We start from the raw sequence: 13,098 nt of genomic DNA, 5'->3' as shown, positions 1-13,098 counted from the left end.
CCTTGTCCAACAGCCCGTTGATTTAAGCGGGCAACGAATAGATCGACGGTCTGCTAACGCTCCAGCGTCGGGTTCCCGGCGACGCAACTCGTTCTCACTGGCTAACAAGCAGCTAGTGGCACCCCAATCCTGCAACGGGCCAGCACGCCCGTTTGCTCAATTTCACCAGCGCCGGGTGCCTTTTTCTCGCTCGGGTGGGCATGCGGGAAAGATCCGCTCCCAGGCATCGTGCCGCTTCCATGTCCCAACGGGCCAGCCCGACATCACTTCCGCGTGAGCTTCTTCTCTTCGGACCGTTCCCGTTTCAGTTCGTCGACGACCGGCTGGAGCTTGGTGCGAGCGGCGGTCGATTCCGGGGTCGCTTTCTTGATCGGATGACGTTCGAAGTAGTCGTTGGCGACGTCGTAGAGACGGCCGCTGTCGTAGAGCTTCCAACGCTGATCCCGGACAAAGAAGGGACGCTTGCCGCGCGTCTTGGCCGCGTAGGCCCACTTGCGGGGACCGGCTCCATTGCCCTCGAGGCGATTGGCGAAACTGACACCGTCGAGCACTTCCTGGTCGCCAACCGGATGGCCGGCCAACTCGGCGAAGGTCGGTAGGAAGTCGCTCACATCAACGAGGTCGTCGACGACGGATCCCGGGGGGACCTTGCCGGGCCAGCGGGCGATCATGGGAACGTTCGTCCCGGTGTTGAGCAGCGACCCCTTGCCTCCGGGGATCTCCTTCCCGTCGCGCATCGACGATACCGGGATGCGGATGTACTTGCCATCCTTCGCGTCGGCCAGATAGCGGGTCGGCGTGCCGTTGTCGGTCGTGAAGAAGACGAGCGTTCGCTCGCGCAACCCAAGTTTGTCGAGCGCGGCCATCAGTCGTCCCACCTGGTCGTCCATGCTTTCGGCCATCTCGACGTAGTTCTGCCAACGGCCGTTGGGTCCGTAGGGGACCGGCTTCTCGAGATCGTCGGTCACGTCGTGGCAAAGGGCCATCGGATAGTACGCGAAGAAGGGACAATCCTTGTTCTTCGCCATGAAGTCGATGAGGAAATCGCTGTAGACCTCCGGTCCGTAGCGATCGGCGACGTCGTCGCGGATCGATCCATTCTGCCAGATGAGGGGCTGGTAGTAACGCGGTCCCTCATGCCAGCCGAAGAGACACGACTCGTCGAAGCCACAACGTTTCGGCTGTTCGGGGTCGTCCTTGAGTAGGGTCATCTGCCACTTGCCCGCGACGGCGGTGGCGTAGCCTGCCTTCTTGAGCCGCTGCGCGATCGCGTGGGGTTCTTCCGCTTTGGGAAAGGAGCCCCACTTGGGGTAGTCCATGCGGAAGGGATACTTCGCGGTCATCACCGAGAGTCGCGTGGGGTGACAGACCGGCATGCTGAAGCCGTAGCGAAACCGCATCCCCTCCTTGGCGAGGTTGTCGAGGTGGGGCGTCTTGTACGACTCGCCGCCGTAGCATCCGAGCGTCTCGCAGCCGACGTCGTCCGCGAGGATGAAGAGGATGTTGGGGCGATCGGGATTGTCGGCGAGGGTCCGCCCGGCGAGGGAGAAGGATCCGACAGCCGAGAGCAGGCACGCGAGAGCGAATGTTGATGGACGCATCGTCATTTCCAAGGAGGGTAGTTGGGACCGCGAACGAGTGATCGCCGGAAAGATCGAACTCGGAGAGAGTCGCGGGAAAGCCGACGACGGCCCTTGAGTCTACGTGGCGTGTGGGGCAATTGCAACGGTTCGCGGTGGGAAGATCGCGCCGCGCCCCATCAAAGACGAGCGAGATCGGTAACATCCTCGGCGGCGAACACGGCGTCGTCGGCGTCGTGGTCGAGATCCTGCGAGCGGACCCAGACATTCCAACCCAGACGCGGGCCGACATCGTCGCTCTCGCTGAGTTGGCTCTCGGGGACAGCGTCTCCCTTAAGTACCAGTTGAACATCGACATCGAGTTCCAGTCCGGCGTAGAGCCGAATCATCTTCACGAGCAAGAAGAAGTTCTTGCGTTCGCTCGAGGAGGAGCGATCGGGAAGGTAGTCGTTGAAGGTGTTGAAGTCGAGCGGGCCGACCCTCACCCGGATCTTCGCCTCGACGTTCCAGACCTTCTCGCCCGCGACGGCATTGTGCCCGAGTTGATTGTTGCCCCGGCGGACCCCGAGCCGCGTCTGGTGGGGGCGTTCGATCGCGAGCCACTGCCCCTCGAACTGATGGACCGAGACGGGCAACTGAAAGTAGTCGCTCAAGAGGGACTCGAGCCCCAGGGCGCTGGGCGGTCGTTGGGAGAGCAAACCGGCATAGCGTACCAGGCCGACGTCGAAGATCTCCGCGAGGATGCCCTGTTGATTGTCGTTGGTCGCCGCTTGTTCGTCGCGAACGTGCAAGCGACTGCGCAGCGATCCCGTTCCCAAACCGATGACGCTGTAGACGCCGCGGGTGAAGGGGTCGGGCTCCGGGCGAAGGAACTCACGCCGTTCGTAGGGGATGTAGAAGCGGTACTTTTCCCAGGACCAGTAGAAGACCGCGATCAGGCGGTTGTTGAAGAGATCGAACCAGTCTCGCAGCGCGTGGCGCTCGCTGATCTCGGCTTCGCGCTCGACCGCGAGCATCAGCTCGGTGTAGTGGCTGGGGAGGACGCCACCTTGCCCCGTCAGGCCGAGGAAACTCGACTCAATCATCGGGACCTTGCGGCGACCCGAGGGTGGGGCGATCGACTGGATGGTGTTCGAGGGGAACGCCAGGGCGTTGGAATTCCGGAAACGAACGGCTTCGGCGTTGGGCGGCCCCCCGCGGCCGACCAAATAGACGCCTGGGTAGAGTCGCTCGAACAGCCGGACGGCTTGGAAGAAGTCGAAGCGGTGCGAACGGTCGTAGAGCAATTGTTCGACCGACGGCCCCGCATAGAGTTCGGCGGTCGCGGGCGATGGCGTGGTCCCACCATTGGCGTGGCGGGCCGTCGTTGATGTCGAGACGATCGGGGTCAGAGCAGCGGCCGATCGCCGGCCCTCGGTTTCCATTGTTTCAGTGCCCCTTCGCCCTGCTTGGTTCGCGCGACGGTTTGCACGAAGGAATTCAGCGACGCGTATAGTCCGAGGAAGCGTTCGAGCACGCTCGCGAAGAGGAAAACGCCCGTGCCGACGTACTTCTCCTCGTCGAACTCCAACGTGACTTCCATGCCCCGACAGAACCCGCTCGAGGTCGGCGAACCGATCTGAGCGACGACCCGACGGCTGCTCACCGAGTTGATCCCTTCGATCATCTGATGAGTGACGGCGCCGAGCTGTTGTCCAATCTCGGGGTCGGAGAAGTCATACAGACGCAAGATCTCTCGCAGTGCCTCGCAACCTTCCTCCGAGTTGTGAAGCGACAAGTGATTCATCGACAAGTGCGAAATCAACCGCCAATGGGCCCCACGTCGCAGCGGCGGGCGCAGCGGCGTCGTCGTCGGCTTCAGGCAACGAATGTGCGACAACGGCGCCGAGGCCTCCAGCGTGAACCGGAGACGCTCGCCGGCGAGTTGAAGCTGGATCGGCAAGTCGCGGTTGGTGCAGGTCGTCTTGACGGTGAGGACCGACTTGGCCGGCACGCGCGGACTGAAGTTCAGATCGACCAAGTGCAGGAAGACGTCGGTGCCGCGATCGTCCTGAAGTGGCGAGGGGCGACGCGACGCGTACCAGAAGGCGTCGGGGCGATCGGCTCCCTGCTCGTGACGGAATGAGTAGAAGGGGTGATAGTCGACGACGCGGTCGATGGCCGGATCGGTACTGACGACCGAGTCGATCGAGTAGACCTCCATCCCCCTGGAGTGAGCGATATTCGGGACGACTTGATACTCGTGGTGCGCCTGGTCGAGCAAGATCGGTTCGGTGACTTGCTCGAAGAGATTGACGATCGGCGTGCAGCCGAGGCGGAAGTTGTGGGCGTCGATCGCGTGTTCGAGACTCTCGCGATACTGGTTGAGGAAGAAGACGACCTCAAGTCCCCGCTGGTAGCCGGCTTCGCGGATCTTGTCGAACCCCTTCAATTCAAAGAAGAGGAACTTGTTGGGGAAGGTGAAGAACTCGGTCAGAAGGCGATAACCGAGGAAGGACTGGTTGCTGTAAGGAAGCATTCCCTCGTCGAGTTCGAAGCCGACCGGCGCGAGCACGTCCTCCGGCTCGGCGACGATCAACTTCTCGTTGGTGCTGGCGCCGCGTGGACGGAAGACGACTTGGAGCGTTTGGTTGAGGATCTGTTCGTAGAGCCGGGTGATGAGTTGGTTGTCGCCGTGAAGGTAGAAGCGGAGCGAGTCGAGCGACATGTCCGAGAAGTTCAGGTCGGCCAGCGCCGAGAGCTGGAGGCGAAGTGCCGCGGCGGTCTGATGGGGCGCCCGCAGTCCCGAGGGGAACGGGGGCGCCATGTAGCTGGCTTCCGACACCGAAATCGGCCAGAGCATCACCGGGTAGCAGGTGCGGAAGGTACAGGGAAGTTCCCCGACCGGCTGACTGTGCAGTCGACTCTTCGCGGCGATCTGGAATCCGTCGGGCATTTGGGCGCCAGCGGAATCGAGTACGAACTCGATGATCGACATCGAGGGGACCGGCGCCAAATAGTGTGGGTAGAGAATGTTCAGCAGCGCGTCGGTCAGCTCGGGGAACTCGTCATCGAGCTTCCGCCGTACGCGGCCGACGAGCAGGGCGACCGATTCGATCAGCCGCTCGACATGGGGATCGGGGCTTCGGTTCGAATCGAGCATCAACCGTGAGGCGGTCGCGGGGTACTGACGGGCGAACTCCCGAGCGTACTTGCGCAAGTCCCGCAGTTCGCGTTCGTAGTACGGGTAGAGTTCCTTGGTCATGATATTCCGTCATTCGCGGAGATGAGTGTGTGGCCGGTGTCGAGCTCCAAGACGGTCGCGAAGGGCATCTCGGGACTCGGATCGACGTTGAGCCGCGCGGTGATCTGAAACCGGACGATCTCGACATCGGGGTCCTCGCTGTCGGCGAGGGTCGCACGCACGTCTCGCAGACGCGGTTCGAACTGTCGAATGACTTCCTCGATCACGCGCCCGATATCCTGGCGATCCTCCTCGGTGCTGGCTGGATGCGGCGTGAGGTCGGGGATGCCGTAGTTGGCGATCGACTTGCGGACCTCGACGAAGTCCTCCGGGATCTCCTCGTATGGTTTGCGGGTGTTGAGCAGATCCTCCAGGTCGCGGCGGACCGATTGGAAGATCTGTTGAAGATTGAAGCCTTTGCGCTGCGGCGTTCCCATCGACGAACTGTCAATCAGACGATCGATGACCGAAGGGACGAGACCTTGCTGGGCGTCGGGACGTGCCATGCTTCGGAAACCCTCTCGTCAAACGATCGGCCAACACTCGCGTCGGCTCGGGAGGCATCGCTAGTCCATTTCACCGAGCGTCGTCCGGGCATCGCGTCGGCTCACGGCGAGTCTCCTCCCACGGCTACCGTACCGCTTCACCCAAAGACGGGCAAGCGTTGCGCGATCGAGTTCGGCCGGATCACGCGTTGAGGGGCGGTCAGAACCGGACCGGCCGACGACCCGTCGCCGGGAACTTGGTTGGGCACGTTGCCTCATGGACTGGTTGTTCCCGGAATGCTCGTCGTGATTCCGGTCGGATCATTGGGCCGGCGCGGGTCGAGGGCTCTCGTCTTTGTGGCCGACGAACGGGAGCCGCTTGAAGAACCGCTTGAGTCGCGATGGCTCTCTCTTGACGGGCTGCTGGTAGCTGACTTGGACCACGGCCGGTTGGGGGGCCTGTGGGTTGGGGCTCCGTTTGGCGACTTCGGCGAGAATCCCGAAGACGCTCCAACCCTTCGCGTCCGTCGGAGCGGCCGGCTCGCGCACCGCCTCGCGGAGGGCTCGTTCGGCCTCGCGGTCATGGTCTAAGCGGGCGGGGCTGCCGGGGATACGAGGCGCCAAGCGGGCGAACATCGTCTCCGGGCGTTTGGGCGGCATCGCGGGAACGGTTTCGATCGCCTGGCGCGCCTCGGCGAGAGACTCCTCGAGAGACTTTTCGTTGAGTCCGTCGTAGTAGCTACCGGCGCTGGCCGTCTCTCCCGATGCCCCAGGCGTGGGAACTGGCGAGGGGGGCTCGGCGCCCGAGGGTTTCTCGGGAGGCTCTTGGGGAGCGAGGATGCCGTAGAACCGCGTGCAGTTGTTCATCGCTTGAAGGGCGGCGGCGCGAACGCGGGGAGAGGCTTCCGCGGGGTTTCCGTCGGAGTCGCCACCGGTCGCGGTGAGTTTGAGCGCCTTGACCGTCTTCTCCGTGCAGCAACAGCCGTTACCTAGAGCGATCGCGGCGTAGAGCCGGACGCACTCGTTGCGATCGGCACGAAGCGATTCGATGAAGGCTTTCTCGATCTCGGGCCAGTAGTTGCAGTCGGCCGACGCCATGCAGCGGATCGACTCGATCCGTTCGGCGGCATCAATGCTGTCCTTGGTGATCTGGGCGCAGGTGCCCGCCGCTCCCGGCTGAGCTAGCTGCTGCTTGTTCGGCGGCTTGTTGCAGCAGTTGATACAGCCACCGGTGGCCATGTTGATCGGGGCGAGCATCGCATCGATCATTTGACCAAGGCAGGAGGCACACAGGGCGGCCTTGGCTTTCGCCAGACAGGAGGGAAGCTTCTTTAGCAGGCCCGCCAAAGAGGTGACCTGATCGGAGCTTCCACCCGCGGCACTCGCCGCCGAGGCTGTCTGAGCGAGCGCAGGTTGAGCCAACACGCCGCACAAGATGGCGGCGGCAAGCATCAGGCAGGGCTGTCGAATGTGACGCATGCTCCGTCTCCGCTGGACCGCGCATCGGTCCTTGCCATCAACGTCGGCATTGCGGATGTCAAGCCTTGAGGAATACGCGGCATCTGGGCCAGGGATGCCCACGTTTTTTCTGACAAACTCTGAAATCGGACTCAAGGTCGCCAAGATGGCCCCCAGCGGCGAACGCCGATCTCCTCTCGACACTCGTCGCCAAACACCGTCCTTGGGCCCCTCTCTTTAGGGGGTGTTCTGGTGGCGGGCGTTTCAGGGCGACCGGAAGAACCCGGGCAATCGCCAAATCCGTTCGAATGCTTAAGGTTTGCCTACTTTTCAGTCGATACGAAGGGCAATGAGACGCGGACCGCCCTCGTGGTCGGGTGCGTCGTGTTTGTCAAGGAAGGGACGTCCCAGTGAGCCGATGCCCTCGCATGCCGAATCTCCTTCGCGAGCCATCGCCCGAGGTCCGACGAAGGTCCTGCATGGTGTTGATGACGACGTTGCTCTTCGTCAGCCTTCCGCCATGCGGGGCCATCAATGTCACCTCGGCGGCCGAGCCCACAAGGGCCGGTGACGCGCAGGTTGCCGGAGCCGAGAAGAAGACGAGACGGTTCGGTTTCGGATTCCTCGGCAGGAGGTCGACTCCGAAGTTCAAGACTCCGTCCCACGCGGGCCTCCGCGAGTCCTTCTCCAAACGCGTCTTTGGCGACAAGGAGAACGAGAAGACGCCCCCGACGATCCGCACTGTCGGGAAGCTCTCCGTCGCTCCTGGGTATTCCTCCACCGTCCCCACGTCAAGCGAACGCCCGACGACCGCTCCGGTCGAGCCGACGGGACGAGATGCGGTTCGGCCCGCTCTTTCGAGTTCCTCCCTGAAGGAGCAAATTGAGGTCGTCGACCTCGAACCGATGACCGCGGCGCCGCGCGCGATGTCGCCGTTCGAGCCCGACACCGTCGGTCTCCGTGGAGCCGAACCCTACATCACGGTTCCGGCCCAAATGACCAAACCCCTACCCGGTGTCGCCGAAACCAACAGTCCGCTGAGCGACCCCGTGGCGCCGGAGACTACCGAACGGCTCGACTCGGAAGAGCCTTTGGCGTCTGAAGAGGAAAGCACGAACGAGTCGGTTCCCACGTGGACGATCGAGAAGAATCAGCCCGATTGGGTGGCCTTCGAAGAGACCGAAGTCGCTCCCAAGGGGCCGGTGCGCGCGTTGCCCTCCATCGCGGGCAATTTGCCACCGACAACTTCGGGCAATGCCCCCTCGACGAAGGAGGAGGTCGAGCTTCCGAGTCACGTCGCGGCAATGCCTCTCGAGCAGGTCCAACAGAGCGACGAACCAACGGTCGAAGCGACCGAAACGGCGCAGTCGGCTTCCGGTACCCCCGAGCCAGCACCCCTCGCGACACAGGCGGCCAAGGAGACGGCCAAGAAGCCGGACACCAAGCCAGACGCGAACACCGCTTCTGTCACGGAAGCGATGACCGAGGTGGAGGACCAGAGTTCCGACGCGCCGGTTAGCGTGTCGGCAACTCCTTCGGCCTCGAAGAGCGACGATGATGTGGTGCCTCAGGAGACCGTGGCAACGCCGACGAACGTGGTCGCTCCCCAGGGCACCAAGAAGACCGCGGGGGAGGCGACAGAGCAAGACGTCGCCGCCGCGTCACGTTTCGTCGAGCAGTGTTTCGCCGCCTTCGGGGCGACACTCGAAGCGGCCGAGAACAAGATGGAGGATGTGGACGCGCCGAAGGAGGCGAGTTCCTCGCTGGCTGGCGCGACGCCGGAGGCGACGACCAGCGACAGGGTGAGTTCCGAGCGGCCGGAAGCATCCAAGAAGGCCGACACTCAGACGACCAACGTCGTCACGTTGAAACCGACGAATGATGCGTCGATGGTGAACGCGGCTGTCGCTCCCGTCGCGGCGCCTGTCGCCCAACCCACTCGTCGGACCCCGCGCCAATGGCTCAAGAATCTGATCTTCGCCAAGGAAGAAGTAGCGACGACGGCCGCTCCCGTCAGCAAGAGCGCCGAAGCGACAGCCGACGCGGGGGCACAGCCGATCCCGACGACGGTCGCATCCAGCGAGACGACGGGAGCCGTCGTCGCCGCGGGATGTCCCAGTTGCGGCGGTGGGTTCTCGTCCAATTCGACCGTCGGGTCGGGTCTTGCGGGTGTTCCGACTCCGGTCGGGGCCGCTGGTGGCGATGCGGGAGCGCCGGTCGGCGATTGTCCCTATTGCACGGGAATCAACCCGTGTGGACAATGCGTCAGTTGCTGTGCCGCCGGTCATCGTAAGTGCTACCCCGCGTGTGACACGACCAACCCGGTCCATCGCGCGGTGCAGCTCATGTACGAGTGCATCGTCTGCCCCGATCCTTGCTACGAGCTGTCGGGGCCGCACTACAACCCGATCGGCAACGCCGCCCTGTTCGTCGATCACGCGCGTCCTCGTAGTCAGACTCGCCTTCGGTGGGACGCGGGACAGAACCTGCAGACGCCGGACCGGTCCAACTTCTTCTGGAACCCGGCCGCGACCGCCACGAACATCCGTACCGTCAACGGGGTGACGACCGCCCCTAGTTCGGTCGACTACGACCGTCTCTCGATGTATGTCGAGACCGCGACGAAGAGCCGGAAGTTCAGTGCGTATGTCGACACGACGTATCTGTCCGTCGATCCGAACGTCGGCGACCGTCACGCCGCCTTCAGCGACATGCTGATCGGGACCAAGTCGCTCTTGTTCGACTGCGAACTCTTTCAAATTGCGTTCCAGCTCGAGAATACCGTCCCGATCGGCAACCTGGCCTTCGGAACGTCGAAGGGCATCTACGCGATCGAGCCGTCGATTCTCTACTCCGTCAAGCTCTTGGAAGACCTCTTCTATGAGGGACAGCTTTCGGAGTGGATCGGGTTCGGCAGCGCCACCGCCGGCGGCGTCTTCCATCACCACCACAGCTTCAACAAGGTCATCTGGAAGCTCAATCCCGACGTCCTGCTGATCAACACGTATGAACTGGAAGGGTGGGCGTTCCAGAGTGGTCAGTTCACCACGGCTGACAACACGCTCCAGTCGGCCAGTGGCGGTCGTTACTACTCGATCGGCACCGGCCTGCGAATGTGGATCGGTGACATCGTCGACTGCGGCGTCGGCGTCCAGTTCGGGCTCACCGATCCCAGCTGGGCCGCCCAACTCTATCGCTTCGAGGGGCGTTTGACCTACTAAGTCCTCAGTGGTCGGACTGATCATGGGGCGCTTGGTGATAATCGGCGATTGGACCTGTCAGACCAGTAGCCAGGTGCTTCTGGCTGCTCTTCAGCCAGCGAAGAGGGGAAGACGAAAACCCTTGATGTCCAGAGCTTGGGCATCGCTGAACTGCCCGACCTTTCCCTTGCTTTTCTCCTAGCCGCCCGTTGATCTATTCGATGCCGACTACGAACGGCCCTTTTGACCAATCTCGGCGTCCACGAAACTCGACGAATCTACAGAATCGCCTCCGTTTCTTCTCCTTGATCTTGGCCAGCATGGCTCGTTCTCGTCTTGGCCCGCTTAGATCAACGGACTGCCAATGTCCTGATAGGCAAGTTCGCGACATTGAATCTCGGCCCTCAGATCGTGCGGAATATTGCCCATTCATAGGCTTGTTCCGCATTCCCACGGCCAGCGTGGGCATGGCACCCAAGAGTCTTTCAGTCAATCAATTAACCAATCAGGACCCTAGGAAACGTTGCTCTTCTCCCGCGTTTCTTGATGTGGAACCATATGGTCAATTTTGCCGTGGATATGCGTCTCTTCAATCACTAGTGTAGGCGGTGCCGCGGAATCTGGAGTCGATCAGAACGTCTGAGGATCGGGAACGAATCTTGGAGCGTCGCTTTCCTTTTGCGCTCGCGGCCTCCTTCCTCATTTTCCCTCCAGCGAGATTCTCCCCCCAAGGAGACTCTCCGGACAGTCATCACCCGCATCAAATGAAGGAGCACTGGCGATGTCGACAACCTCTACTCAAGTTTGGACCGCATCTACCCGGTTGGGGAATAACTTAATCTCGGCGAGTCCCGCGGGAATCTTCATCGGCAGCGTGTCCGGGGAGATGGCCGAACCGGTGTCCGAGGCACTCCGACGCGACGAGGTGCCGAGCGTTCAGGGGCTTGAGTTGGTCGAGTGGACAACGGTCAATCGGGTACGCGGTGATATCAAGAGTTCGAGCAATAGCGTCTCGGTGAGTTGGAAATCTACCAAGGGGAGTAAGACGGAGACGAAGAGCGAGAGTTTCTCGTTCGCCTCGCCGACCGATCGTGACGATTTCTTCGTCCATCTGCGAGAGGTGATGCCGAGTTCGTTCGCCTATTCCGAGGACGAGTTGACCTTGGTTCGAGCCGCGATTGGCCCGGGACTGTGGACCATCGGTCTGTCGGCCTTCACATGGATCGCTTATCTCGGCGCGCGCGACTTGGCGTCGGGAACGGCCGAGGCCGAGATCAAGGGACGCCGCCAAGCGGTGAAGCGGCTCTTTCTGTGGTTGATGGAGACGCTCGGACCGACTGGCATTTTGGTGTTGGGTTCCGTCCTCGTGTTGATCGCGCTGGCGGTGCTGGTCTCCCGTGTCAAGAATCCGCCGCATTACCGTATCGTCAAGCCGGCGTGAGTGGGCTCACGCCGAAGTCTTTCTTGTCGGCCGGTGGGAGAAACCGAGAGGATCTCTCGCACGCTCGCCCCAGCGGCATGCGCTACTCGGCCGAGCGGGTCGACTCGGGATCTCGCGGCTTCTTCACTGGCCATACTTGCTGCAACAGGATCAGCGGGATCAGAAGCATGGCGGCGAACGCCATCACGCGGAACGCCTCCATGAACGCGAACTGGGTCGCTTGAGACTCGAGAGCGGCGTCGATCAAGTCGTTCGCTTGCATCGACGCCTGGTCCAAGGTCGCACCCGCCTCCCGAGCCCGATCCGCCAAGTGCCGATGGACTTCCTGAACCTCCGCGTCGGCTTGGTCAATGTTCCCGACCAGTCGCTCGCGATGAAAGACCGTCCGTCGAACCAGAAAGATGCCGACCAGCGAGACGCCGAGACTGGCGGCGACCATGCGAATGAGATTGAAGAAGGCCGACGCGTTGCCAAGCGAGTGAGCCGGCAACGTTTGGAACGGCGTGGCGAAGAGGACACCGAGCATCACCATGACGCCCAGTTGCTGAATCGCCCGCGGGAGGATGAAGAAGAGTGGGCTGACATCGCCATACGCCCGGGAGAGCCACCAGAGTCCCGAAATGAGCAGCGTCGTTCCCCCAAATAGAAGGAATTCGTGACGAACGCCCCGGTCCTTGAGCCAGCCGGCCAACGGGGGAAAGGGAAGGACCAAGAGACCCGCCATCGCCACGAGCCAACCGATGTTGGTTGAGGGATAGTGAATGACATCGTCGAGCATCGCGGGCAAGAGCGTCAAGCTGCCGTAGGCGATCGCGTAGATGAATCCGATCAGGACGCAGCCAATCGCGAAGTTTCGGTCGAGCAGGAGTCGAAAGTCGAGCACCGGGCGGGGATGTCGTAACTCCCACGCGATTCCGACGCCAAGCGTCACGACCGATACCGCGGCGAGCCAAACGATCGTCGGTGAGTGAAACCAGTCGAGTAGTTGTCCCCGATCGAAGGTGATCTGAAGACAGGCCATCCCGACCGCGATCAGCAGGAACGCCGCGTGGTTGAGTCGGGGAAATTCGCGCCGGCATCGCTCGCGTTCCGCCCGTTCCGACGGCGAGTCCTTCACGACCAAAAGGGTCAATGCGACAATCGTCAGGCCCGTCGGCACATTGATCAGGTAGATCAGTCGCCAGTCGCCGATGTCGGCGAGCATTCCCCCTCCGAGTGCGCCGAGGACGAGGCCGAGCACGTAGGACGACGCGTAAATCGCCATCGGCGTTCCGCGCTGTTTCGCGGGATAGGAATGATACAGCAGCGACTCGCCCACCGGCGTCATCGCGCCTCCGCCCAGCCCCTGAAAAAAACGATAGACGAGGAGTAGCTCCAGCGACGGCGCGGTGCCCGCAAGGAAGGCCCCGAGCGTGAAGAGACTCACGGAGTAGATGAAGAACCACTTGCGCCCGAAGACGCCTGAGAGCCAACCGGTCAGTGGCATCGCGATCGCCGTGGCGACGAGGTAGGTCGTCAGGATCCAGAGCGCTTCGGAAGGCGAGGCGGAGAGGCCGCCGGCGATATGCCGGACCGCGACGTTGGTGGCGTTGATGTCCCAGAGCTCCATTGCTCCCTCGAGCGACACGATCGCGAGGGTGGCCCACGCGGCTCCTTGGCCACGTCCGAAGAGGGCGTCGAGACGACGGGTCGCGGAGTTGAGCATGGCGGA

General features: G+C 62.4%; 8 protein-coding genes. 2 read left to right on the top strand and 6 right to left on the bottom strand.

The features are described 5' to 3' along the window. Window positions 1–263: 263 nt before the first annotated feature. The 5 genes from Pan216_RS20480 to Pan216_RS20460 form a co-directional block, all read right to left on the bottom strand. A complete protein-coding gene (locus Pan216_RS20480; protein ID WP_419192783.1) occupies window positions 264–1,601 on the bottom strand; it encodes a sulfatase family protein in 1,338 nt (445 codons plus the stop codon). Between the two features lie 158 nt (window positions 1,602–1,759). Next, window positions 1,760–3,004 (bottom strand): type VI secretion system baseplate subunit TssG, encoded by a 1,245-nt coding sequence (gene tssG, locus Pan216_RS20475; protein WP_145260884.1) that lies wholly within the window; start codon window positions 3,002–3,004, stop codon window positions 1,760–1,762. Beyond that, window positions 2,968–4,824 (bottom strand): type VI secretion system baseplate subunit TssF, encoded by a 1,857-nt coding sequence (gene tssF / locus Pan216_RS20470; protein ID WP_145260882.1) that lies wholly within the window; start codon window positions 4,822–4,824, stop codon window positions 2,968–2,970. The genes tssG and tssF overlap by 37 nt, the downstream gene beginning before the upstream one ends. Continuing rightward, window positions 4,821–5,309, bottom strand: a complete 489-nt coding sequence (gene tssE, locus Pan216_RS20465) for a type VI secretion system baseplate subunit TssE (protein WP_145260880.1) — start codon at window positions 5,307–5,309, stop codon at window positions 4,821–4,823. The genes tssF and tssE overlap by 4 nt, the downstream gene beginning before the upstream one ends. 300 nt (window positions 5,310–5,609) lie before the next feature. Next, window positions 5,610–6,767 carry a hypothetical protein gene (locus tag Pan216_RS20460; RefSeq protein WP_145260878.1) on the bottom strand — a complete coding sequence of 386 codons (1,158 nt, stop codon included), beginning with the start codon at window positions 6,765–6,767 and terminating at the stop codon, window positions 5,610–5,612. Window positions 6,768–7,225: 458 nt separating this feature from the next. Here Pan216_RS20460 and Pan216_RS20455 point away from each other — a divergent pair, with 458 nt between their 5' ends. Beyond that, window positions 7,226–9,967 carry a hypothetical protein gene (locus Pan216_RS20455; RefSeq protein ID WP_145260876.1) on the top strand — a complete coding sequence of 914 codons (2,742 nt, stop codon included), beginning with the start codon at window positions 7,226–7,228 and terminating at the stop codon, window positions 9,965–9,967. Window positions 9,968–10,727: 760 nt separating this feature from the next. Further along, window positions 10,728–11,387, top strand: coding sequence for a hypothetical protein (locus Pan216_RS20450; protein ID WP_145260874.1), 660 nt, complete (start codon window positions 10,728–10,730; stop codon window positions 11,385–11,387). 82 nt (window positions 11,388–11,469) lie between these two features. Here Pan216_RS20450 and Pan216_RS20445 read toward each other — a convergent pair whose 3' ends face one another. Then, on the bottom strand, window positions 11,470–13,092 hold the full coding sequence (locus Pan216_RS20445) for a DHA2 family efflux MFS transporter permease subunit (protein WP_419192782.1): 1,623 nt from the start codon (window positions 13,090–13,092) through the stop codon (window positions 11,470–11,472). Window positions 13,093–13,098 lie beyond the last annotated feature (6 nt).

This window comes from Kolteria novifilia, from assembly GCA_007748055.1.
GTDB classification, from domain to species: domain Bacteria; phylum Planctomycetota; class Planctomycetia; order Kolteriales; family Kolteriaceae; genus Kolteria; species Kolteria novifilia.
The sequence above is the reverse complement of the archived record's forward strand: the minus strand, read 5'-3'. Positions and strand labels throughout refer to the sequence as shown.

What these genes read in the sequence shown, in the direction of transcription:
- Pan216_RS20455 (WP_145260876.1), top strand. Translation starts at nt 7,226, where the DNA reads ATGGTGTTGATGACGACGTTGCTCTTCGTCAGCCTTCCGCCATGCGGG.
- Pan216_RS20480 (WP_419192783.1), bottom strand. Translation starts at nt 1,601, where the DNA reads ATGCGTCCATCAACATTCGCTCTCGCGTGCCTGCTCTCGGCTGTCGGA.
- tssE (WP_145260880.1), bottom strand. Translation starts at nt 5,309, where the DNA reads ATGGCACGTCCCGACGCCCAGCAAGGTCTCGTCCCTTCGGTCATCGAT.
- tssG (WP_145260884.1), bottom strand. Translation starts at nt 3,004, where the DNA reads ATGGAAACCGAGGGCCGGCGATCGGCCGCTGCTCTGACCCCGATCGTC.
- Pan216_RS20460 (WP_145260878.1), bottom strand. Translation starts at nt 6,767, where the DNA reads ATGCGTCACATTCGACAGCCCTGCCTGATGCTTGCCGCCGCCATCTTG.
- Pan216_RS20450 (WP_145260874.1), top strand. Translation starts at nt 10,728, where the DNA reads ATGTCGACAACCTCTACTCAAGTTTGGACCGCATCTACCCGGTTGGGG.
- tssF (WP_145260882.1), bottom strand. Translation starts at nt 4,824, where the DNA reads ATGACCAAGGAACTCTACCCGTACTACGAACGCGAACTGCGGGACTTG.
- Pan216_RS20445 (WP_419192782.1), bottom strand. Translation starts at nt 13,092, where the DNA reads ATGCTCAACTCCGCGACCCGTCGTCTCGACGCCCTCTTCGGACGTGGC.